Source organism: Microbacterium marinum (genome assembly GCF_014204835.1).
GTDB classification, from domain to species: Bacteria; Actinomycetota; Actinomycetes; order Actinomycetales; family Microbacteriaceae; genus Microbacterium; species Microbacterium marinum.
This window is the reverse complement of the sequence record NZ_JACHMD010000001.1, coordinates 949,354-970,294: the sequence shown is the minus strand read 5'-3', so window position 1 is coordinate 970,294 and position 20,941 is coordinate 949,354. Positions and strand designations below refer to the sequence as shown.

Here is a 20,941-nt window from a genome sequence, read left to right as displayed (position 1 = left end):
GATCAGGCGATGCTGATGGTCGCGTGTCGGTCGCCGAAGCGAAGCGTGTCACCGGAGCGCAGCGGCATGGCCACTCCGGGAGTGAGTTCGGATTCGGCGCCGCCGCGGAGCACCGCGCTGCCGTTGGTGGATCCCAGGTCGACCGCGACGAGCGAGCCGTCCCGCCAGCGGAGGGCCACGTGGGTCTTGGAGACCGACATGGTCGTGTCGGGGACGGCGATGGGCGCCGCGGCGGCATCTTCGCCCGTTGTACGGGGCGACCGTCCGATCACCGCTCCCTCGGTCCCGAGCGTGACTGTCTCGCCGGTGTCGATGACGAGGGATGCCGCGACCGGGGCGGGCGCGCTCCGGAGAGACGCCTCGCGCTCCCCCTCCATGAGACTCGGCGGAGACCACGTCTCCCCCTGCGGAAGCAGGGTCTCCGATGCGACCGAGAAGGTCTCGGAGACCGGGTGTCCCGCGGGGACGGGCGCCGAGGCAGACGCGGCGGAGGGGGCCGCCGCGGGAGGCGGGGACGCCGGCAGCACCGAAGCGGCCGGCTCGGGCGCGGGACGAGCGGGCTCGACGGGCACGACCGGTGCCTGCGGGCCCCGACTGGGCAGCGGCGCCGGCTGGGCGTACGGGTCGGCGGGTCCGGCGAAGGGCGACGCCTGGATGGGCGCGGGCGGACCCGCGTACTCCACGTCTCCGGCGGACGCCGCGCCGGTTCGCTCGCGGGGTGCCCCCACGACACCGCCGCGGTTGCGTGCGACAGGGATGTAGACGTCGAAGGTGGGCGCCGAGACGGGGGTGGCAAGGGACGGCAGCGAGGCCTTCTCGTCCTTGAGGTCGGTCGCGACCGTCTTGCGCGCGATGCGCATGCGTTTGGCGTCGTAGGGGTTCAGCCCCTTCTTGATGTCGACGATCCACATGGCGGCGGCGAGGTCGGGCCACCCGCGGCGTCGGCGCTGCGGGTCGAACAGGGGCGAGAGGGCGATCACGAGGAGGGGACCGATCAGCGGGAGCAGGAAGCTCGCGCTGAGCACCAGGTAGCGGACCACGGCGCCGCGCCAGAACTTCGGTCGCTCGAGGGTCGCGACGTTCACGGCGCGGAGCCCGGTGAGCGCCTTGCCGAGGGTGACGCCGCGGCGCCCCAGCAGCACGAGCTGCACGATGATGAAGACGGTCGTCAGCGCGTATGGCACCCCCGCGAAGACGATGATCCACACGGCATCGCCGCGACCGAAGAGGTCGTCGATCGGGGTAGCGGACCCGGCGAGCGAGATCAGGGCGGGCAGCGCGCCGATCAGCAGCGGAAGCTGGAGGATCGTCACGAACAGCACTTCGGCGAACGTGGCGAGCACGCGCCGTCCGATCGGCGCCGAGACGAGCCCCAGCGCAGCGGCGTACTCGGGCCGCGGACGGCCACGCTCATCGAGCCCCTCGACGGCACGCGGGCCGTCCTCGATCTCCCAGATCACCGAACCTCCTCGGGATGTTCCGCCTCGACCCTAGCCGGTCCCCCACCCGGTGCCCCGGTCAGAACTCCCCCTTGACGTCCCCTGCGCGACGTGCCGCATCGCCGCGAGGGCGGCGATCTATGGGACCGCAGGAGCGTCAGCGACTCAGGTCGCCGATCGACCACGTGAGCGTCGTCCGCTCGCCAGTGCTATGGGCCCGACGGTCCGAGACCCAGGACAGCGGCACGACGTGGAGGGCGAGAGCGAGGTCGCCGGTGTGCGCGTCGCCGGTCGTGACGAGGACGACTCCTGCGGATCCGATGCCCCACCACACAGCGGATACCGCACCGGCGGCGCGCAGCGACGTCGCGTACGCGGCGAGCGTGTCGGACCCGCGCAGCGTGAGGTCGACGGGGATCTGCGCGCCGTGATGATGTTCGAACGCCCCGCGGATGCGACCGGCGAACCGGGCGATGCGCCGACGGTCTTCGCCCGGATCGCGACCCTGTGCGGCCCCGTCGCCACCCTGCGCCGCGAGCGGGATGATTCTGACCGGTCCGCGGTCGAGGACGACGACGCCCTGCCCGAGCGCCCGTCCGTCGAGGATCGCCGTCGCCGCTTCGAAGGTGCCGCGGTCATCGAAAGGCACACGCCATGCCACCCCCGGGTCGGCCGGCCGCCCCTGCGCGATGCAGCGATCGAGGAAAGCGCGCGAGGTGTCGAGCGTGTCGATTCCGAACCGCTCTTCGTCGGTCGGGACGGATGCCGCCACGACAGCAGCCCAGTCACCGAAGCCCGGCACGGGGACGCGGAGCGCGGCATCCTCCGCATCGACGATCTCGACCGTCGTCTCGTCCCCGAGGGGCGATGACAGCGTGACCTGCCGCACGCCGTCGACGGCGAAGGTCTGCTCCACCGTGATCACGTGGGCGAACGGCACCCGCCCGCCGGGATCGCCGTCCGGGTAGAACACGTCGATCGAGTCCCGGCATACCAGCGCGTCACCGAGGGTCTCCCATGTGACCTGCCGGAGCGGGGTCCGGCGGGGCGTGTACCAGGTGAGCGAGAACCGATGCGTGTCGGCGAAGGGGAAGGTGTTCGCCGCGACGCTCATGCTCCAGGGAGTCGCGTCCCCGCCGGGAAGCACCGTCAGCAGTCGCCCGTCGGCGAAGCGCTCTCGAGCCTCGTCGAGCCCGTAATACGGATCGTCACCGAGCGCTTCGAGCCGGTGGATCTCGAACTTCTTCGGATAACGGTTCTCGTGGTCGACGGTCACGTCGGTTGCGTCAGTGGAAGAAGTGACGCTCGCCCGTGAAGTACATCGTCACGCCCGCGGCCTGCGCAGCGTCGATGACCTCCTGGTCGCGCACCGATCCGCCGGGCTGGATGATCGTTGTGATCCCGGCGTCCAGGAGCACCTGGGGACCGTCGGCGAACGGGAAGAACGCGTCGGACGCGGCGACCGATCCGGCTGCGCGGTCGCCCGCCCGCTCCACCGCGAGACGGCAGGAGTCGACGCGATTGACCTGCCCCATGCCGATGCCGACCGTGGCGGAGTTCTTGGCCAGCACGATGGCGTTCGACTTCACGGCACGGCAGCTCTTCCACGCGAACGACAGGTTCTCGAGCTGGTCGTCTGCGGGCCGCTCACCCGAGACGAGCTGCCAGCTGTCCACGAGCGATTCGATCTCGTTCGGGAACCGGTCGGCGTCCTGGAGCAGCAGGCCGCCCGAGACGAGGCGCACGTCCATGGGCTCCTGGCGCCAGTCGTCGGGAAGCTGCAGCACGCGCAGGTTCTTCTTGAGCTTGAACACCTCGAGGGCTTCGGGCTCGAAGGCCGGGGCGACGATGACCTCGGTGAAGATGTCGCGGAGGTTCTCGGCCATCTTGAGCGTGACGGTCCGGTTCGCGGCGATTACGCCGCCGAACGCCGACACCGGGTCGCACTCGTGGGCGCGAAGGTGGGCAGATGCGATCGGGTCGAGCGCCTGGGGCGCGCCGATCGCGATGCCGCAGGGGTTCGCGTGCTTGATGATCGCGACAGCGGGCTTGACGAGGTCGAAGGCCGCTCGCAGCGCGGCATCCGCGTCGACGTAGTTGTTGTAGGACATCTCCTTGCCCTGGAGCTGCGTCGCCTGGGCGATGCCGTGGCCGCCGATGCGGCTGTAGATCGCGGCCCGCTGGTGCGAGTTCTCGCCGTAGCGGAGAGTCGCGAGGCGCTCGGCTTTGATCGTGAGGTGCTGCGGCAGATCGCCCTCGGCGTCGAGCGTCTCCTCGGCGAACCAGGTCGCGACGGCGCGGTCGTACGCCGCGGTGTGTGCGAACGCACGGGCGGCGAGCTCGCGACGCTGCACCAGGGTCGTTCCGCCCTGGCCGAGGGCGTCGACGATCGCCGGGTAGGACTCGGGCGATACGGCGATGGCGACGTTCGCGTAGTTCTTCGCCGAGGCACGGACCATCGCCGGCCCGCCGATGTCGATCTGCTCGACGACGGCGTCACCCTGGGCACCCGAGGCGACCGTCTCGACGAACGGGTAGAGGTTCACAACCACGAGTTCGAAGGGGAGGATGCCGAGATCGCCGAGCTGGGTCTCGTGGTCCTCGAGGCGCAGGTCGGCGAGCAGACCTGCGTGGACGCTCGGATGCAGGGTCTTCACCCGGCCGCCGAGCGACTCGGGGAAACCGGTGATCTCCGCCACGTCCTTCACGGCGATGCCTGCGTCGCGCAGGAGCGCCGCTGAGCCGCCCGTGGACACGATCTCCACGCCGCCGGCGACGAGCGCCTGAGCGAGCTCGAGGAGGCCCGTCTTGTCGCTCACCGAGACGAGGGCGCGGCGCACCGGCACGACGTCGCGGGGACGGTAGAGGGCGGGGTCGATCTGCGGTCCGGCCATGAGGGTCTCCTCCGGGTCAGGCGGTGGCGGTGAGGTCGAGGTCGCCGGTGGCGACGCGGCGCACCACGTCGATCAGCAGGCGTCGCTCGACGGGCTTGATGCGGTCGTGAAGGGTGTGCTCGGTGTCGCCGGGCAGCACGGGCACGCGCTCCTGCGCGAGGATCGGCCCCGTGTCGACCCCGCTGTCGACGACGATGACGCTCGCCCCGGTCTCGGACACCCCCGCAGCGAGGGCGTCGCGCACACCGTGCGCTCCGGGGAACTCGGGAAGGTAGGCCGGGTGGGTGTTGAGGAGGCGGGGCGCCCAGGCGTCGACCACCGCAGCGGGCAGCAGACGCATCAGTCCGCTCAGCACCACGAGGTCGGGCTCCCACACGTCGAGGTGGGCGAGCAGCTCCTCACCCCACGCCTCGCGGCTGTCGAACTCCTGGTACGGGACCATGAAGGTCGGGATGCCGTAGTGCTCGGCGTGCGCGAAACCGTCGGCCTGCCGGTCTGCTCCCACGACGATCACGCGGGCGGGGAACTCGGGGTCGCTGACGGCGTCGAGCAGGGCGCGCAGATTGGAACCCGTGCCCGAGATGAGGACGGCGACCGTGAGCACCGGCTCAGTCTAGCGGGGCGACGCTCCGGGCCCGTCCGGGTCTCCGGCGCCCTCGGCATCCCGACCGGACAGGTCGAACGGCCGCTCGAACGCCTCAGTCTCCTCGTCAGCGAGGTCCACGTGCTCGCGCTCGTCCACCGCCGGTGGCGACGCGGCCTCGCGCTCCTCCGACGACGCGAAGCCCAGGTAGTCGAGGCGGTCGGTCTCCTGAGCGTCCGCGACGGCCCCGGCAGCGATCGCGGGCTCGCCCCGGGGAGCGAAGAGCGTGATGGCCGCGCCGATCGCGATCTCGAGGCCCACCGCGAGCGCGACGCCCGCCGGCGAAGGCCCCACGTCGGTCAAGCGGTCGGGGCCCAGGGCCCCGTGCGCGGCCCACACCAGGATCGCCGCGCCGACTGCCGATCCCACCGCCGCCGTCGCGAGCGCGGTCACGCGCGGGCGGAGCGGCTCTGCGGAGCCGACGGGCAGCATCCCGCGCATCATCCAGCCCGCAAAGGCGCCGACGGCGACCACCAGCAGGGCGAGCAGCAGCATCCACGTCGAGGTGGTCTCGGGGACGACGCCCAGTACGGGGATGCCGGGGATCACGCCGAGACTCGTCCCCGCCGGGGATACCGCGGTGCCCGCTCCCACGGCGAAGCCGGGGCCCGCGACGAACGACCCGAACCACACCACCAGGGTGGGCAGGTAGACGAGCGCCCCGAGGGAGAGCACGACAACACCCAGCAGGTCGGCGTGCGAGGCCTGGGTGAGCGCGACGATCTCGCCGCCGCGGATGACGAACATCACCGCCAGGAGCAGTGCGCCGAGCCCGACGAAGCCGGCCAGGCTCACGGCGAGACCGCGCGCACCGGCATCCACCCCGTCCTGGATCTCGTCGCTGAACCGTTCCGAGATCGCATCGACCAGACCGTCGTCCCCCTCGTCCCACGCCCGGACCACCGCTCCGAGGAGCGCCGGGAGGACGAAGACCAGGGTGGGCGAGGCGATCGCGGCGACCAGGTCGACCTCGGTCACCGGCGTGGCGGTGGTGAGGGCGATCACGGTCGACAGCGCGGCGACCACGAGTGTTCCCGAGCCGACACCGGTCAGCCAGGCACCCGCCCCCGCGGCGCGCCCCCCGGATCGGTAGGCGAATGCCGCGGTGAAGACCGCGAGCGCGAGAGGGGCCAGCGAAACCGAGAAGCTCGCCGCATCCTCCGACAACCCGGTCAGCACCAGGAAGTCCGTCGGCAGCGAAATCGTCACCGGGACGAAGTGGCCCAGCTGCCAGATCGTGCCGCTCGCCGGCCACAGCGCCGCCCAGTCCGCCTCTCCCCCGATCCCGAAGACCCAGACGAGGGTCACCGGAGCGAGCACGATGGCGAGGCCGACGGCGACGACGATCAGGGCGTCGAAGGCGGAGAGCAGGGAGACGAGCAGGCGGTTCATGCCGAACCGACCCTACCGGCGCGCGAGCCGCCAGCCCGGCGGCCACTCCGACGAGCCGGGCGGCACCTCAGTCGCGAAGCACCTTCGCCAACGCCTTGCCCCGCGCCAACTCGTCCACGAGCTTGTCGAGGTAGCGGATCTTCTGCATGAGCGGGTCCTCGATGTCCTCCACGCGCACGCCGCAGATGACTCCCGTGATTCGCTCGGCTGCGGGGTTCAGGCGCGCGGCGGCGAAGAACTCCTCGATGGTCGCGTCCGTCTCGACCTGCGCCCGGAGCTGCGCGTCGTCGAACCCGGTGAGCCACCGGATCACCTCGTCGAGCTCCGCACGGGTGCGCCCCTTGCGCTCCACCTTCGTGATGTACAGGGGGTACACCGCCGAGAACGCCGTGCCGAAGATCCGATGCGCCATGCCGCGAGGGTACCGCGCACTCCGGCGGTGCCGGGAGGGCACCGCGATCGGCAGCGCACGCATCGCGGCATCCCCGGTAATCTTCCAGAGTGAACAGCACCACCCGAACCGCCCCCGCAGCCCCCACGGGAGCACTCGCCCGCCTCGACCGCTTCTTCGAGATCACCGGCCGCGGGTCGACCCTCGGCACCGAGGTGCGCGGCGGCGTCGTCACCTTCGTGACGATGGCCTACATCGTCATCCTCAACCCGGCGATCCTCTCGACGCCCGACGTCGACGGCGTGACCCTCGCGAACTCGGCCGTCGCGACGGCGACCGCGCTGACCGCCGGCGTGATGACCATCCTCTTCGGCCTCGTCACGCGGCTCCCCTTCGCGTTCGCGGCCGGACTCGGCATCAACGCGTTCGTCGCGTTCTCGATCGTCGGCCAGGTCACGTGGGGCGAGGCCATGGCCCTCGTCGTCATCAACGGCCTGATCATCCTCCTGCTCGCCGCGACGGGACTCCGGAAGCTGATCTTCGACGCCGTGCCGGTGCAGCTCAAGCTCGCCATCACGGTCGGCATCGGCCTGTTCATCGCCTTCATCGGGTTCGTGAACGCGGGCTTCGTGAACCCCGCCGAAGGCACGCCCCTCGAGCTCGGCGTCGGCGGCTCGATCACCTCCCCCTCGACCCTCCTGTTCATCGCGACGCTCCTCATCGGCGGCGTCCTGATGGCACTCCGTGTGAAGGGCGCGATCCTCATCGCCCTCGTCGCCGGCACGGCCTTGGCGGCGATCGTGAACCTCTTCACCCCGATCGCCGACTTCGGGCTCGCCGCGGGCGTCTTCGCAGCACCGGACCTGAGCCTCGTGGGCGCCGTGGACTTCGGCTTCGACCTCGGCCGCGTCGGCATCGTCGCCCTGATCATGTTCGTCTTCACGCTGGTGTTCACGAACTTCTTCGACGCCATGGGCACGATGACGGGCCTCGCACGCGAAGCCGGCCTCGCCGACGAGCGCGGCAACTTCCCCCGCATCAAGTCGGCGCTCATCGTCGAGGGCGTCGGCGCCGTCGTCGGCGGTGGCACATCGTCGTCGTCCGCGACCGTCTTCGTCGAGTCGGGTTCCGGCATCGGCGAGGGTGCGCGCACGGGTCTCGCGAACGTCGTCACCGGTGCGCTCTTCCTGCTCGCGATGTTCATCACCCCGGTCACGGGTCTCGTGCCGGGCTTCGTCGCGGCTGCAGCGCTGGTCCTCGTCGGTGCGCTCATGCTCACGCAGATCAAGAACATCGACCTGTCGGACTTCAACGTCCTGCTGCCGGTGTTCCTGACGGCGACGGTCATGCCGCTGACCTACTCGATCGCGAACGGCATCGGCGCCGGCTTCATCAGCTGGGTCGTCCTGAACGCCTTCTCCGGCCGCGCGAAGCAGGTGCACTGGCTCCTGTGGGTCGTCGCCGCCGGCTTCGTCGTCTACTTCGCCCGCGGCCCGCTCGAGACGCTCCTCGGCGCCTGACCTGCGGCATCCGCTGTCGCGTCCCTCACTGACCGCGAAACAGCAGGCACAGCCCGAGACGTTGGTCGTAAACCGATGTCTCGGGCCGCCACTGCTGTCTCGCGGACGGGACTGGGTGTGAATGCGATGGCGCCGAGAGGCACGTCACAGAACGCGAAGAGGGCCGGATGCCGCGTGGCATCCGACCCTCTTCTTGGTTCGTCGCGTCAGAGCGCTTCGATGATGGCCCGCATCAGGTCGGCGGTCTCGGACGGGGTCTTCCCGACCTTGACGCCGGCGGCCTCGAGGGCCTCCTTCTTCGCCTGCGCGGTGCCCGCCGAGCCCGAGACGATGGCGCCGGCGTGGCCCATCGTCTTGCCCTCGGGGGCGGTGAAGCCGGCGACGTAGCCGACGACCGGCTTCGTGACGTGCGCCTTGATGTAGTCGGCCGCGCGCTCCTCGGCGTCGCCGCCGATCTCGCCGATCATGACGATGGCCTTGGTCTCGGGGTCGGCCTCGAACGCCTCGAGGGCGTCGATGTGCGTTGTGCCGATGACCGGGTCGCCGCCGATGCCGATGGCCGTCGAGAATCCGAGGTCGCGGAGCTCGAACATCATCTGGTAGGTCAGCGTGCCCGACTTCGAGACGAGGCCGATCGGTCCCTTGCCCGTGATGTTCGCGGGCGTGATGCCCACGAGCGCCTCGCCGGGCGTGATGATGCCGGGGCAGTTCGGACCGATGATGCGGGTCTTGTTGCCCTTGCTCTTCGCGTAGGCCCACGCCTCGGCGGTGTCGCCGACGGGAACGCCCTCGGTGATGACGACGAGCAGCGGGATCTCGGCGTCGATCGCCTCGATCATCGCGTCCTTCGTGAAGGCGGGCGGCACGAACGCGATGGAGACGTCGGCGCCGGTCTTCTCGATCGCCTCGGCGACCGAGCCGAAGACGGGGAGTTCGACCTCGCCCTCGTGCGGCTTCTCGTGCGTGACGGTCGTGCCGGCCTTGCGGGCGTTGACGCCGCCGACGACGTTCGTCCCGGCCTTCAGCATGAGAGCGGTGTGCTTGGTGCCCTCACCGCCGGTGATGCCCTGGACGATGACCTTGGAGTCCTTGTTGAGGTAGATAGACATGTCGTTGGTCCCTGTATCTCAGTAGTCTCGGCGCGTCTCAGGCGTTCGCCAGCTCGGCGGCCTTGTCGGCGCCCTCGTCCATGCCGGCGGCGAGCGTGACGAGCGGGTGGTTCGCCTCCGCGAGGATGGCACGACCCTCCTCGACCTGGTTGCCGTCCAGACGGACGACGAGCGGCTTGGTGGCCGCGTCACCCAGGATCTCGAGGGCCTTCACGATGCCCTCGGCGACAGCGACGCAGGAGGTGATGCCACCGAAGACGTTGACGAAGACGCTCTTGACCTGCTCGTCGCCGAGGATGACATCGAGGCCCGACGCCATGACCTGGGCGTTCGCGCCGCCGCCGATGTCGAGGAAGTTGGCGGGCGTGACGCCACCGTGGTTCTCGCCGGCGTACGCGACGACGTCGAGGGTCGACATGACCAGGCCCGCGCCGTTGCCGATGATGCCGACCTGACCGTCGAGCTTGACGTAGTTCAGACCGGACGCCTTGGCTTTGGCCTCGAGCGGGTCTGCGGCGCCCTTGTCCTCGAGCGCTTCGTGCTCGGGGTGGCGCACCTCGCTGGCGTTCTCATCGAGCGAGACCTTGCCGTCGAGGGCGACGATGTCGCCGGCGCCCGTGCGGACGAGCGGGTTCACCTCGACGAGGGTCGCGCCCTCGCCCTTGTAGACGTCGTAGAGCTTGACGAACACGTCCGAGACCTTCTCGACGAGGTCCTCGGGGAAGTTCGCGGCCTTCGCGATCTCGACGGCCTTGGCCTTGTCGATGCCCTGCAGCGGGTCGACCTCGATGCGCGCGAGCGCCTCGGGGCGCTCGACGGCGAGCTCCTCGATCTCCATGCCGCCCTCGACCGAGCAGAGGCTCAGGTAGGAGCGGTTCGAGCGATCGAGCAGCACCGAGAAGTAGAACTCCTCCGCGATGTCGGCGCCCTGGGCGACCATCACGCGCTGGACGACGTGGCCCTTGATGTCGAGGCCGAGGATCGCCTCGGCAGCGGCGTAGGCCTCGTCGGGGGTCTTGGCGACCTTGACGCCGCCGGCCTTGCCGCGACCTCCGGTCTTGACCTGAGCCTTGACGACGACCACGCCGCCGATCTTCTCGGCAGCTGCCTTCGCCTCCTCAGGGGTGTCGGCGATGATGCCGGCGAGCACCGGCACCTCGTACTTCTCGAACAGGTCTCGTGCCTGGTACTCGTAAAGGTCCACTGCAATCCTTCGCTGGGCGACGGTGGGGGTGAGGGGCGTGAAGAATCTCGATGTCGAGAGATCGCCCGGTCGAAAAGCCTACTACCCGCGCCTTAGCGGTCGGTGCCCCGCCCCCGCCGGAAGCGGGTGCCGAGTCCGTCAGATCCAGCCGCGTTCGCGTGCCGTGATCGTCGCCTGCTGGCGCGTGGCGAGGCCCAGTTTGCCGAGGACCGACGAGACGTGGTTGCGGACGGTGCCGGGTGAGAGGTGAAGGGATGCCGCGATCTCGGCGATCGTCTCGCCCCGGGCTCCCGCGCGCAGCACGTCGAGCTCGCGATCCGTCAGCGGGCTCCGTTCGTCGCTGAGCGCGTCCGCCGCGATCTCGGGGTCGACGTAGCGGCGACCGGCGGCGACGTCGCGGATGACGGCGGCGACGTCCTCGGCGCGACGCGACTTCGGGATGAAGCCGTCGACGCCGGCGCTCAACGCCCGCCGGAGCACACCGGGCCGCGCGTGCCGGGTCACGACCACGCAGCGCGCGGGGATGCGCTGGCGGATGCGCGACGCCGCCTCGACGCCGTCGATCCCCGGCATCTCCAGATCGAGCAGGCACACGTCGGGACGGAGCTCGAGTGCGCGTTCGACGGCGCTCTCGCCGTCGCCGCACTCCGCGACGATCTCGATATCGTCCTCGAGCGCGAGGAGAGCGGCGAGCGCCGTGCGGATCATGTCCTCGTCGTCGGCGATCAGGACGCGGATCATCGTGTGCCTCCCCCGGCGGGAACGGTGACGAGCACGTCGAAGCGCTCGTCATCGCGGGTATGGGTGACGTGCCCGCCGACCGCACCGATCCGGTGGGCGATCCCTGCGAGACCCGCTCCCGCGCCGACGGCGGAGCCCGGTCCGGGGTCATTGGCCACGCTCAGCACCCAGATGTCTCCGTCCCGCCGCAATCCGAGCCGCGCCCACTGGCCGCCGCCGTGCTTGAGGACGTTCGTCGTGCACTCGCGCACCACGGGCCCGAGGACGTCGGCGGGTGCGTCCGCCGCATCGGGTGCGACGTCGAGTTCGACGTCGAGCCCGGCCGCCCGCAGGAGGTCCGCGGCGTTGGCGAGCTCGTCGGGCAGCGGCACGCCGCGGAACCGGCCCGCAAGGGCACGGGTGCCCTCTCGGGCCTCGTCGACGGAGTTCCGAGCCAGCCGGATCTGGTCGGCGGCGGCATCCGGGTCACGGGCGATCATCCGCTCGGCCAGCTCGAGCTGCAGGGCGATGACCTGCAGATGGTGTCCCTGCAGGTCGTGCAGGTCACTGGCCAGACGCAGGCGTTCCTGCACGGCAGCCAGTCGCGCCTCGGTGCGGCGCGCGCTGTCGAGCTGCAGGACGACGTCCCACGACCACAGGGAGAGCGCCTGCGTCGCCGGCAGCATGATCGCGAAGAAGGCGAGGAGGAAGGCGTCACTACCGGGGGTGGGGCGCGCCAGCTCGAGGAACCACAGGACGACCAGGCCCGCCTCGAGCAGCACCACCCCACGCCAGCGGATGCCGGGTCCCCAACGGACGACGCAGAGGGTGGCGCCCACGAGGGAGGCGCCCAGCAGTGCGGACTCGGCGACGGCGCCCAGGATCATCGAGGACACGACTCCGGCGATCACCGGAACGGAGAGGAATCGCCGACGCCAGGAAGGCCGGTCCGCGTCGTCGAGGTCGCCGTCTCGGCGGTATCGCACCAACAGGACCACGGTGGCGGCGACGATGACCGCGGACAGGAGCGGGAAGCCGATCAGCGTGACCGGCGCGCGCCACCCACCTCGGGCGAAGAGGACGACGACACCCCACACGAAGAGCGTGCCGACCAGGAAGAAGGCCATCGACGTCGCGATGTACCAGCCGGTCGCCGCGACGCCGCGGGCGAGGGACGCCGCACTCCGCGAGGGCGTGGAATCGGGGCTGCTCACAACGGCCACAGTACGGCCATGACGAATGTCACCCCTCAGTCGGTGGAACCTCCCCCGCACAGGTGACACCCCGACACTGCCGGCGGGGGCCTGCCGGCGATGGGATGGGAACACGGCGATACGAGATCCGGTCGCCGCCTCCCGAGAGGACACCATGTCGAACCCCGTCTCCGATCTCGTCGCCGGCTTCCAGGACCTGGTCGCGCAGATGCCCGACTTCGTGCAGCCGCTGATCGTCGCCCTCGCGGGCGCCGTCCCCTTCATCGAGGGTGAGGGCGCTGCCGCGATCGGGATCATCGGCGGCATCCACCCGGTTGTCGCGGCCATCGCCGCCGCCATCGGGAACTTCCTCTGCGTCGCCGTCGTGGTCCTGGTCACGGCACGGGTGCGTACGGCCGTGACGACGCGTGCCGGTGCCGGCGAGAAGCCGACCTCCGCGCGCTCGCAGAAGTTCCAGGCCGCGTACCACCGGTACGGCACGCCGGGCGTGAGCCTGCTCGGCCCGCTGCTGCTGCCGACCCAGTTCACCGCGGCCGCCCTCAAGGGAACCGGCGTCCCGACGCGGACGGTGCTGTTCTGGCAGGGCGCCGCGATCGTTCTCTGGACGACGCTCGTGACCCTCATCATCACCGGTGTGATCGCCGCCGCGCTCTGAGCGCGGCGGGGTCGCCCGGGCATAACGACACCGGAGTCACCGGCGACAGTAGGCTCTCCTGCATGGTCGATGACGCTCGTTCGGCAGGCAGCACGGTGGTCGCCGCCGCGCTCGCTCTGTTCGCGGAGAACGGCTACGAGCAAACGTCCGTTGAACAGATCGCCCAGTCCGCCGGTGTCTCGCGGTCGACCTTCTTCCGTCAGTTCGGCGGAAAGGACGATGTCGTCTTCGCCGACCACGAGGTGCTCCTGGCCCAGCTGCGCGAGTACCTCGGCACCGCGCACGAGAACCCCTGGGCGGCGGTGTGCGAGGCCTCGGTGCAGGTCTTCCGCCACTTCGCGGCCGACCCCGACCTCGCGCGCCGGCGATACGCCGTGGTGCGCGAGGTTCCGTCACTGCGGGACCGCGAGATCGTCACGGTGTTCCGGTACGAGCGGCTCTTCGACGAGTACCTGCGTCAGGCGCTCCCGGGCCTCGACCCGATCGACGCGGTGGCGTTCGCCGCGATGGTGACCGCCGTCCACAACCACGTCCTGCGCCGCCTGCTGCGCGGAACGAAGCGGGTGTCCGCCTCGGTGCTCTCCGAGGCCTACGACGATCTCATGCACCGATTCGGCGTTCACCCCGAGGGTGAGCCCGCCGCCGACGATGACGTCGTGGTCGCGACGTTCCCCCGTCGCATGCCCGCCGCCGAGGTCGCCCGGCGACTCGGCTCGCTCCGCTGACGCCCGCCCGACCCCCGGACCGCCCGCGGACGCATCAGGGGGCGGGGAGCCGCTCCAGCCCGGCGAGGAGGTCATCGCGGGTCGCGGCGACGCACACGCGGATCCATCCTTCGCCCGAGGCTCCGAACGCCGACCCGGGTGCGACGGCGACCCTCTCTTCGCGGAGGAACGCGAGCGCCCATTCTGCGACATCTCCGCCCGACACGTGTCGCACATCGATCCAGAGGTAGAAGGCGCCATCGGGCGCGCGATATCGGATGCCGCGCGCGTCGAGGAGCGCGGTGGCCGCATCGAGGTTCTCGCGGTAGTGCCGCGCGGCGACGTCGACGTGGGTCTGGTCTCCGCTGAGCGCCGCGATCGCGGCGTGCTGCGAGGGCAGGTCGACGCACGAGATCATCGCCTCCTGCGCCGTGCGCAGGGCGAGGTCCCACTCGGGGGGCGCGACGAGGAATCCGACTCTGATCCCCGTCATCGCATAGGTCTTCGACAGCGAGAACGCCCCGACGACGCGCCGCCCACCGGTGGCGAGCGTGTCGAGCGCCGTGAGGCTCACGTGCGGCCGGTCCCAGGTGAACTCGGAGTAGACCTCGTCGCTGATGACCCACAGATCGTGTCGCTCCGCGAAGGCGAGCAGCTCGCGGGCCCGAGTGTCGTCCAGCACGGTGCCGAGCGGGTTCGACGGCGAGTTCACGATGATCGCGCGCGTGCGGGGCGTGACGAGCCCGTCGAGACGGTCGACCTCGGGGAGGAACGCCGCCTCCTCGCGGAGGGCGTACGGCACCGGCACCGCGGAGAGCATGCGGGGGCTCATCGAGAAGGTCGTGTAGCCGGGGTCGGGGACGAGCACCTCGTCCCCCGGCCCGAGGATCAGTCCGAGGGCCTGGTGCAGCGCCTGCGTCGCCCCGATCGTGACCCAGATCCGGGCGGGGTCGATCTCGGCGCCGTGCGCAGTCGCGAAGCGATGCGCGAACGCATTCCGCAGGGGCGGGATGCCGCTGTTGGCGGTGTAGTCGGTGAGGTCCGCGTCCCACGCGGCGACGGCGGCTTCGGCGATGTGCGGCGCGACGGCGACGTCGGGCTCCCCCACCGCGAGGAAGATGACGTCCTCCAGCTCGAGCGCGGCCTCGAACAGACGTCGGATGCCGCTGGGGGGAACGGCCGCCACGTGCGGGCTGAGATCTGGCACGGAATCAGGCTACGACCATCGACGACCTGGTACTGCGTCCCAGCCTCAGCGACACCGGATGCCACAACGGGCGTATCCTCTCAGCATGAGCAACGACCTTCCAGGCGAAGCCGTCACGCGATACGACATCCTCGGACCGCTGGGCACCGACTACTACGCCGTGTTCGCCGACATCCCGGCATCCGATCGCGAGGTCTGGGAACGAGCCCGGGCGTTCACCGTCGAGGTCGGCGATCGGATGCGCGCGGCGTGGGATGCCGCGGAGTACCCGATGGACGTCGCGGCCCGGTTCGGAGAGCTCGACCTTCTCAACGACGGCGTCGAGCACCCGCGGCTGACGTACTTCTCCCCGCTCGCGGCGGGACTGGTCAACATGGAGATCTCGCGCGGCGACGGCTCGCTGGGCACCGTCCTCGCCGTGCAGGGCGGGCTCGCCCTGCGCACCCTGGCACTGTTCGGCAGTCCCGCCCAGCAGGATCGCTGGCTGACCGCGGTCGCCCGCAACGAGGTTCCGGCCGCCTTCGCCCTCACCGAGCCCGATCACGGCTCCGATTCGGTCTCACTCGAGACGAGTGCCCGGCGCGACGGTGACGGGTGGGTGCTCCGCGGCGCGAAGAAGTGGATCGGCAACGGCGCCGCCGGAGGGATCACGTTCGTCTGGGCACGCATCGATGAGCCCGACACCGACCACCACGGCGCCGTGCGGTGCTTCCTCGTCGAACAGGATGCCGCCGGGTACACCGGCACCGTGATCACGGGCAAGGCGTCGCTGCGCGGCATCCACCAGGCCCACATCGCCCTGGACGACGTGCGGGTCGGCGATGACGCCCTGCTGCCGGGGGCGAAGAGCTTCAAGGACGCGTCGACCGTGCTGTACGCGACGCGGTCGGGCGTCGCATGGTCCGCCCTCGGGCACGCCACGGCCTGCTACGAGGCCGCGCTCCAGTACGCCCAGCAGCGGATGCAGTTCGGCAAGCCGCTCGCGAAGTTCCAAATGGTCCAGGAGCGCCTCGCTCACATGCTGGAGGACCTGACGGCGATGCAGCTCTACTGCAGGCGACTGGCCGATCTCGAAACCGCGGGCGGGCTGCGACCCACGCAGGCCTCGCTGGCGAAGTTCCACAACACGCGGGCTGCGCGTCGCGTCGCCGCGATCGCGCGAGACCTGCTCGGCGGCAACGGCATCCTGCTCGAGAACGGTGTGATGCAGCACATGGCCGACATCGAGGCGATCCACACCTACGAGGGAACCGAGAGCGTGCAGGCGCTGCTGCTGGGCCGGGACATCACCGGGATGAGCGCGTTCGCCTGAGCCGGCCCTTCCGCCGCGCACCGGCGGGCCGCAGGATGGAGCCGTGACCTACGAGATCCCCGCGCCCATGCTCGCCAAGTCGGTGCCGGCCGTTCCCGACCCCGCACGGACGCCGGGCGGCCTGAGCTTCGAACCGAAGTGGGACGGCTTCCGCGCGCTGATCTCGTGGGACGGCGAGACCGTGGAGATCGGCTCACGCGGCGCGAAACCCCTGACCAGGTACTTCCCCGAGCTCGTCGACGCCGTCTCGCGCCTGGTCCCGGAGCCCTGCCTCCTCGACGGCGAGATCGTCGTGGCCGACGGTGAGGCCGGTGCCCAGCGACTCCAGTGGGAGATCCTGTCGCAGCGGATCCACCCCGCCGCTTCTCGCGTGACCATGCTCAGTGAGACCCACCCGGCGATGTTCGTCGCGTTCGACCTGCTCGCCCGCGGCGACCGCGACCTCCAGGCTGTGCCCTTCCACGAACGTCGCGCCGAGCTCGAGGACCTGTTGCGCGATGTGCCGCATCCGGTGCATCTCACGCGCACCACGACGGATGCCGCCCTGGCGACGAGGTGGCTCGAGGAGTTCGAGGGCGCCGGGCTCGACGGTGTCGTCGCCAAACCCCTCGACCAGCCGTACGCGCCGGGCAAGCGCACGATGTTCAAGATCAAGCACGCACGCTCGGCCGATGTCGTGGCCGTCGGATACCGGGTCCACAAGAGCGGACAGGGCGTCGGCTCGCTGCTGGTAGGGCTCTACGACGACGAGGGCCTGCTCCGACAGGTCGGCGGCGTCTCCGCATGGAGCGACAAGCGCCGTCGGGAGCTGGTCGACGAGCTGGCTCCGCTCGTCGAGAGGGACGAGGACGGCGAGGCCGTCACCGGGGAATCCGATCGCTCCCGGTTCACCGCGTCGAAGGACACGACGTTCGTGCGGCTTCGCCCCGAGCGCGTGCTCGAGGTCCGCTACGACCAGCTCGAGGGCTCGCGGTTCCGCCACACCGTGCAGTTCGAGCGGTGGCGGCCCGACCGCGATGCCCGGTCGTGCTCGTTCGACCAGCTCGACACCGTCGCGGCGTACGACCTGGGTGACGTCCTGGACTGAGGTCAACCCCCAGGGGCGGGTTCGGGCTCTCGTCTAGGGTCTCAGCATGGGTCTGTTCCATTCCTCCCCCCGGTCCGTGCGCCTCGACGACAGCAGGCCGTTGCGGACCGCGGCGAGCGGCAAGCCCGCGAGCATGTGGTCGGACGGGTTCGGCACCCTCGCTACCCGCTCGCTCCAGGCGATCATCGTCGTCGGCGTGGCCGCCGTCCTGATCCTCGGGATGCTGCAGCTCACCGTCGTCGTGATCCCGGTGCTGCTCGCGCTGATCCTCGCGTCCGCCGCGGCACCCGTCATGACGTGGATGCGGCGACACGGCATCCCGGCGGTGTACGCGACACTCCTCACCCTTCTGGCCGTCGTCGTCCTGCTCGGCGGCGTCGGCTGGCTCGTCGTGTGGGCCGTCCGCGACCAGTGGGACAAGCTGTCGACGCAGGCTCAGCAAGGTTTCCAGAGTCTGATGGCGTGGGTGGAGACGCTGCCGATCGACATCGATCAGAGCCAGATCGACGAGTGGATCGCCTCGGCGACCGACTTCCTCACCAGTGCGCAGTTCGGTTCGGGGGCCCTCGCCGGCGTGAGCGCGGTCGCCAACTTCGTAACCGGACTCGTCCTCATGATCGTGACGCTGTTCTTCTTCTTGAAGGACGGGCCGACCCTCTGGGAGTTCCTCATCCGGCCGTTCCGCGGGAATGACTACGACCGCGCGGTGCGCGTGGGGCGGAAGACCGTGAACACGTTCGGCGCCTACCTCCGCGGCACCGCGGCGGTCGCGGCCGTCGACGCGATCGGGATCACCGCCGGCCTGCTCATCCTGCAGATTCCGCTGGCCATCCCCCTCGGTGTCCTGGTCTTCCTCCTGGCGTTCATCCCGATCGTGGGGGCCACGCTCGCCGGCATCCTCGCCGCGCTCGTGGCGCTTGTCACCCACGGCTGGGTCATCGCGCTGATCGTGGTCGGGATCGTCGTCGTCGTGAACCAGCTGGAGGGCAACTTCCTGCAGCCGGTGCTCATGGGCAGGTCGATGAAGCTGCACGCCTTCGCCGTGCTCATCGCGCTCACCGTCGGCACGGTGCTCGGCGGCATCGTGGGCGCGATCCTCGCGGTCCCACTGACGGCCGCCGCCTGGGGGATCATCCAGGTGTGGGACGGGCCCGAGACCCCCGCGCGCTGGGCTCGGCGCAAGCCTCGCGCCGAGGAGCGCGTCGACAGCGTCACCGCCGTCGCCCGCTGACCGCGCCGTCAGTCCTTCTTCGCGCGCGAAGGCTGCACGCGCGGCGGTTCACCCGGCATCTTCGGGAACTCCGGCGGAAACGGCAGCTCCCCGAGACCGTCATCGAGGTCGCGCTGCCACCACTCCAGCAGGGTGTCGATGCGACCGGGCGCAGCCTGCAGACGCTCCCACGGGTCACCGATCTCGGCGAGGCGCTGCGGCACCGTCCGGACCGTGAAGGCGGCCGGATCGACCCCCGCCTCCAGCTCGTCCCAGGTGATCGGTGTCGCGACAGTGGCCCCCGGGAGCGCGCGAGGGCTGTACGCGCCGGCCATCGTCCGGTCGCGGTTCGCCTGGTTGAAGTCGATGAAGATGCGCTGCCCGCGCTCTTCCTTCCACCACTTCGTGGTCACTCTGTCGGGCATCCGGCGCTCCAGCTCGCGACCGGCGGCGATGACCGCGTGTCGCACGTCGAGGAACTCATGGGTCGGCTCGATCGGGCAGAAGACGTGCAGGCCTCGATTGCCGCTGGTCTTCAGCCACGCCTCCAGCCCCGCCTCACGCAGGACGTCACGGAGCGCGGGCGCCACGGCCGCGGCATCGGCGAAATCGGTTCCGGGCTGCGGATCGAGGTCTATGCGCAACTCGACCGGGTTGTCGGTATCGGCCGCGAGTGAGGCCCACGGGTGGAACACGACGGTGTTCATCTGCACCGCCCAGACGATCGCGGCCGCCTCGTTCAGCACGACCTGCGGGTGACGGCGGCCACTGTTGTACGTGCAGATCACCTGGTCGACGTAGTCGGGGGTGCCCTTGGGCGGGTTCTTCGAGAAGAAGCTCTCCCCGTCCACCGTTTCGGGGAAGCGCTCCAGCGACACCGGACGTGCACCGTTGGCGCGGAGGAAAGGCTCCGCCACCGCGATCACGTACTCAGCGAGCTCCCGCTTGGTCACACCGACGGCGGGGAACACGACCCGCCCGGGGCTGGAGAGCGAGATCTCCCGCCCTCCGGGGATCTCGAGGGTCACGCGTTCGGAGGCCATGCGCCCACCCTAGGCCGGGCAGGCGACCCCGCGACAGGATCAGCTCGAACGGGAAGCGTCCCCGCCGTCGGATGCCGCGGCGGCGAGCACCGGGGCGAGCTGCGCGCGGTCAAGGCGGATCCACGGGCCCGCGGCATCCACCAGCACGCCGGTCAGACCGGGATCGCTTGCCAGGGCCGACCCGAGCTGGGCGGCCGTGATCGGGAGGGGACGGTCATCGCGGCGGAGCGCCAGCACTTCGAGCGGGTGCGAGAAGACCTGCAGGTAGCGGCTTCCGTCCGCGGCCCGAGCCTCGGCGATGCCGAGACTCTCGCCCTCGCCCCGTGCACCGGCCGCGATGAACACCGGCTTGTTCCCGAGAGCTTCGACGACGTAGCGCGCCGTCGCGTCGCTGCGCGTGTCGGCGAGCAGGTTCTTGATCGTGAAGTCGGGGTCCGCCTGCTCGAGCGTGCGGGTGATCAGCGCCGTGGTCAGCACGATTCGGCGTCCGGGGCCCGCATGGTCGAGGATCAGCCCGTCGTACCCGGCGTCCACCGCGTTCTTCAGCACGGCCTGCGCGGGCTGCCCGAGGATCGACGTGTTCGTGTCGGGGTCAGCGCCGACGCCCGCCTGGATACCGGCGGCTCCCGTGTAGGCGAGCAGGAACTTCTTGTCGCCGAGCGTCGAGATCGCCAGCCGCAGCGGGGCTCCCTCGTTCAGCTGGGCGCGCGCGTCGCCGAGGATGCGGAGGTAGAGCGTGCCCTGCAGCGTCTGACGCATGACGCCGAGGATCGCCGCGTTGTCGGGCTGTTCCGGCAGAGCGGCGAGCGCCTGCATCACGAGGGTGTTGTCGGGCATGCCCTTCCGGCCCTCGGTGCGGGCCGGCGCCTCCGCCGGAACGCGAGGGAGCGGCGGCGCGGAGGGCGGGATGTCCGCCGCTGGGCGAGTGGCCTGCCGGGCGGGCTGGCCGTACGTCGACACCGAGATCGGCACGTGCGGCACAGGCTCTGCGGACTCGGCATCCGCTTCCTCTGCCGCGACCGTTGCGGACACGTCACTCTGGAGCCCGTCCACCACGGGGTCGGCGTCGACCGGAACCTCGGCCGGCTCGTCGGGCTGCGGCTTCGGGCGACGGGAGAACAGTGCCATGCCCTCAGCGTACGTGGCTCTCGGGTTGGAGGATGAGTCTCAGGACAGCGAAATCCCGAGACGGTCAGC

At 70.5% G+C, this 20,941-nt stretch carries 19 protein-coding genes; 6 read left to right on the top strand and 13 right to left on the bottom strand.

Annotated elements, in window-relative coordinates; translation table 11 throughout:
• Positions 1–2: 2 nt before the first annotated feature.
• The 6 genes from BKA24_RS04690 to BKA24_RS04665 form a co-directional block, all read right to left on the bottom strand.
• Complete coding sequence (locus BKA24_RS04690; protein ID WP_184215643.1) at positions 3–1,460, bottom strand: RDD family protein; 1,458 nt, start codon at positions 1,458–1,460, stop codon at positions 3–5.
• Positions 1,461–1,596: 136 nt separating this feature from the next.
• Positions 1,597–2,715 carry a hypothetical protein gene (locus BKA24_RS04685; RefSeq protein ID WP_184215641.1) on the bottom strand — a complete coding sequence of 373 codons (1,119 nt, stop codon included), beginning with the start codon at positions 2,713–2,715 and terminating at the stop codon, positions 1,597–1,599.
• Between the two features lie 10 nt (positions 2,716–2,725).
• Positions 2,726–4,333, bottom strand: a complete 1,608-nt coding sequence (purH, locus tag BKA24_RS04680) for a bifunctional phosphoribosylaminoimidazolecarboxamide formyltransferase/IMP cyclohydrolase (RefSeq protein WP_184215639.1) — start codon at positions 4,331–4,333, stop codon at positions 2,726–2,728.
• Positions 4,334–4,349: 16 nt separating this feature from the next.
• Entirely contained in the window at positions 4,350–4,937 is a 588-nt protein-coding gene (gene purN, locus BKA24_RS04675) for a phosphoribosylglycinamide formyltransferase (RefSeq protein ID WP_184215637.1), read from the bottom strand.
• 9 nt (positions 4,938–4,946) lie between these two features.
• Positions 4,947–6,368, bottom strand: coding sequence for a cell division protein PerM (locus BKA24_RS04670; RefSeq protein WP_184215635.1), 1,422 nt, complete (start codon positions 6,366–6,368; stop codon positions 4,947–4,949).
• A 67-nt stretch (positions 6,369–6,435) separates the two neighbouring features.
• Positions 6,436–6,780: a DUF2200 domain-containing protein gene (locus tag BKA24_RS04665; RefSeq protein ID WP_184215633.1), complete on the bottom strand. Its 345-nt coding sequence runs from the start codon at positions 6,778–6,780 to the stop codon at positions 6,436–6,438.
• Between the two features lie 89 nt (positions 6,781–6,869).
• Between BKA24_RS04665 and BKA24_RS04660 the strand changes: the two genes are divergently transcribed.
• Positions 6,870–8,279 carry a solute carrier family 23 protein gene (locus BKA24_RS04660; protein WP_184215631.1) on the top strand — a complete coding sequence of 470 codons (1,410 nt, stop codon included), beginning with the start codon at positions 6,870–6,872 and terminating at the stop codon, positions 8,277–8,279.
• A 206-nt stretch (positions 8,280–8,485) separates the two neighbouring features.
• Here the strand turns inward: BKA24_RS04660 and sucD are convergent, their stop codons facing one another.
• The 4 genes from sucD to BKA24_RS15895 form a co-directional block, all read right to left on the bottom strand.
• A complete protein-coding gene (gene sucD / locus BKA24_RS04655) occupies positions 8,486–9,388 on the bottom strand; it encodes a succinate--CoA ligase subunit alpha (protein WP_018188891.1) in 903 nt (300 codons plus the stop codon).
• 37 nt (positions 9,389–9,425) lie between these two features.
• Positions 9,426–10,592, bottom strand: coding sequence for an ADP-forming succinate--CoA ligase subunit beta (sucC, locus tag BKA24_RS04650; RefSeq protein WP_184215629.1), 1,167 nt, complete (start codon positions 10,590–10,592; stop codon positions 9,426–9,428).
• A 138-nt stretch (positions 10,593–10,730) separates the two neighbouring features.
• Positions 10,731–11,333 carry a response regulator transcription factor gene (locus BKA24_RS04645; RefSeq protein WP_184215627.1) on the bottom strand — a complete coding sequence of 201 codons (603 nt, stop codon included), beginning with the start codon at positions 11,331–11,333 and terminating at the stop codon, positions 10,731–10,733.
• On the bottom strand, positions 11,330–12,526 hold the full coding sequence (locus BKA24_RS15895; RefSeq protein ID WP_184215625.1) for a histidine kinase: 1,197 nt from the start codon (positions 12,524–12,526) through the stop codon (positions 11,330–11,332). The genes BKA24_RS04645 and BKA24_RS15895 overlap by 4 nt, the downstream gene beginning before the upstream one ends.
• Positions 12,527–12,680: 154 nt before the next feature.
• On the opposite strand from BKA24_RS15895, the gene BKA24_RS04635 reads away from it, so the two are divergent.
• Together BKA24_RS04635 and BKA24_RS04630 are read left to right on the top strand one after the other, a co-directional pair.
• Complete coding sequence (locus BKA24_RS04635; protein WP_184215623.1) at positions 12,681–13,181, top strand: small multidrug efflux protein; 501 nt, start codon at positions 12,681–12,683, stop codon at positions 13,179–13,181.
• A gap of 62 nt (positions 13,182–13,243) precedes the next feature.
• Positions 13,244–13,906: a TetR/AcrR family transcriptional regulator gene (locus tag BKA24_RS04630; RefSeq protein ID WP_184215621.1), complete on the top strand. Its 663-nt coding sequence runs from the start codon at positions 13,244–13,246 to the stop codon at positions 13,904–13,906.
• A gap of 34 nt (positions 13,907–13,940) precedes the next feature.
• Here the strand turns inward: BKA24_RS04630 and BKA24_RS04625 are convergent, their stop codons facing one another.
• A complete protein-coding gene (locus BKA24_RS04625; RefSeq protein WP_184215619.1) occupies positions 13,941–15,092 on the bottom strand; it encodes an aminotransferase class I/II-fold pyridoxal phosphate-dependent enzyme in 1,152 nt (383 codons plus the stop codon).
• Between the two features lie 85 nt (positions 15,093–15,177).
• On the opposite strand from BKA24_RS04625, the gene BKA24_RS04620 reads away from it, so the two are divergent.
• From BKA24_RS04620 to BKA24_RS04610, 3 genes are read left to right on the top strand one after another with little or no spacing between them, the layout of a single operon-like run.
• On the top strand, positions 15,178–16,404 hold the full coding sequence (locus BKA24_RS04620; RefSeq protein WP_184215617.1) for an acyl-CoA dehydrogenase family protein: 1,227 nt from the start codon (positions 15,178–15,180) through the stop codon (positions 16,402–16,404).
• A 43-nt stretch (positions 16,405–16,447) separates the two neighbouring features.
• On the top strand, positions 16,448–17,491 hold the full coding sequence (locus BKA24_RS04615; RefSeq protein ID WP_343065934.1) for an ATP-dependent DNA ligase: 1,044 nt from the start codon (positions 16,448–16,450) through the stop codon (positions 17,489–17,491).
• A gap of 46 nt (positions 17,492–17,537) precedes the next feature.
• Complete coding sequence (locus BKA24_RS04610; RefSeq protein WP_184215615.1) at positions 17,538–18,722, top strand: AI-2E family transporter; 1,185 nt, start codon at positions 17,538–17,540, stop codon at positions 18,720–18,722.
• A gap of 8 nt (positions 18,723–18,730) precedes the next feature.
• Here BKA24_RS04610 and ligD read toward each other — a convergent pair whose 3' ends face one another.
• Both ligD and BKA24_RS04600 read right to left on the bottom strand, forming a co-directional pair.
• Complete coding sequence (ligD, locus tag BKA24_RS04605) at positions 18,731–19,744, bottom strand: non-homologous end-joining DNA ligase (protein WP_184215613.1); 1,014 nt, start codon at positions 19,742–19,744, stop codon at positions 18,731–18,733.
• A gap of 39 nt (positions 19,745–19,783) precedes the next feature.
• Positions 19,784–20,872: an SseB family protein gene (locus BKA24_RS04600; protein WP_184215611.1), complete on the bottom strand. Its 1,089-nt coding sequence runs from the start codon at positions 20,870–20,872 to the stop codon at positions 19,784–19,786.
• Positions 20,873–20,941: the final 69 nt, after the last annotated feature.

Bases quoted from the DNA above. Each gene is read 5' to 3' on its own strand.
- purH (WP_184215639.1), bottom strand. From the start codon at position 4,333: ATGGCCGGACCGCAGATCGACCCCGCCCTCTACCGTCCCCGCGACGTC.
- BKA24_RS04635 (WP_184215623.1), top strand. From the start codon at position 12,681: ATGTCGAACCCCGTCTCCGATCTCGTCGCCGGCTTCCAGGACCTGGTC.
- BKA24_RS04620 (WP_184215617.1), top strand. From the start codon at position 15,178: ATGAGCAACGACCTTCCAGGCGAAGCCGTCACGCGATACGACATCCTC.
- BKA24_RS04610 (WP_184215615.1), top strand. From the start codon at position 17,538: ATGGGTCTGTTCCATTCCTCCCCCCGGTCCGTGCGCCTCGACGACAGC.
- BKA24_RS04665 (WP_184215633.1), bottom strand. From the start codon at position 6,780: ATGGCGCATCGGATCTTCGGCACGGCGTTCTCGGCGGTGTACCCCCTG.
- BKA24_RS04670 (WP_184215635.1), bottom strand. From the start codon at position 6,368: ATGAACCGCCTGCTCGTCTCCCTGCTCTCCGCCTTCGACGCCCTGATC.
- BKA24_RS04645 (WP_184215627.1), bottom strand. From the start codon at position 11,333: ATGATCCGCGTCCTGATCGCCGACGACGAGGACATGATCCGCACGGCG.
- ligD (WP_184215613.1), bottom strand. From the start codon at position 19,744: ATGGCCTCCGAACGCGTGACCCTCGAGATCCCCGGAGGGCGGGAGATC.
- sucD (WP_018188891.1), bottom strand. From the start codon at position 9,388: ATGTCTATCTACCTCAACAAGGACTCCAAGGTCATCGTCCAGGGCATC.
- BKA24_RS04600 (WP_184215611.1), bottom strand. From the start codon at position 20,872: ATGGCACTGTTCTCCCGTCGCCCGAAGCCGCAGCCCGACGAGCCGGCC.
- BKA24_RS04630 (WP_184215621.1), top strand. From the start codon at position 13,244: ATGGTCGATGACGCTCGTTCGGCAGGCAGCACGGTGGTCGCCGCCGCG.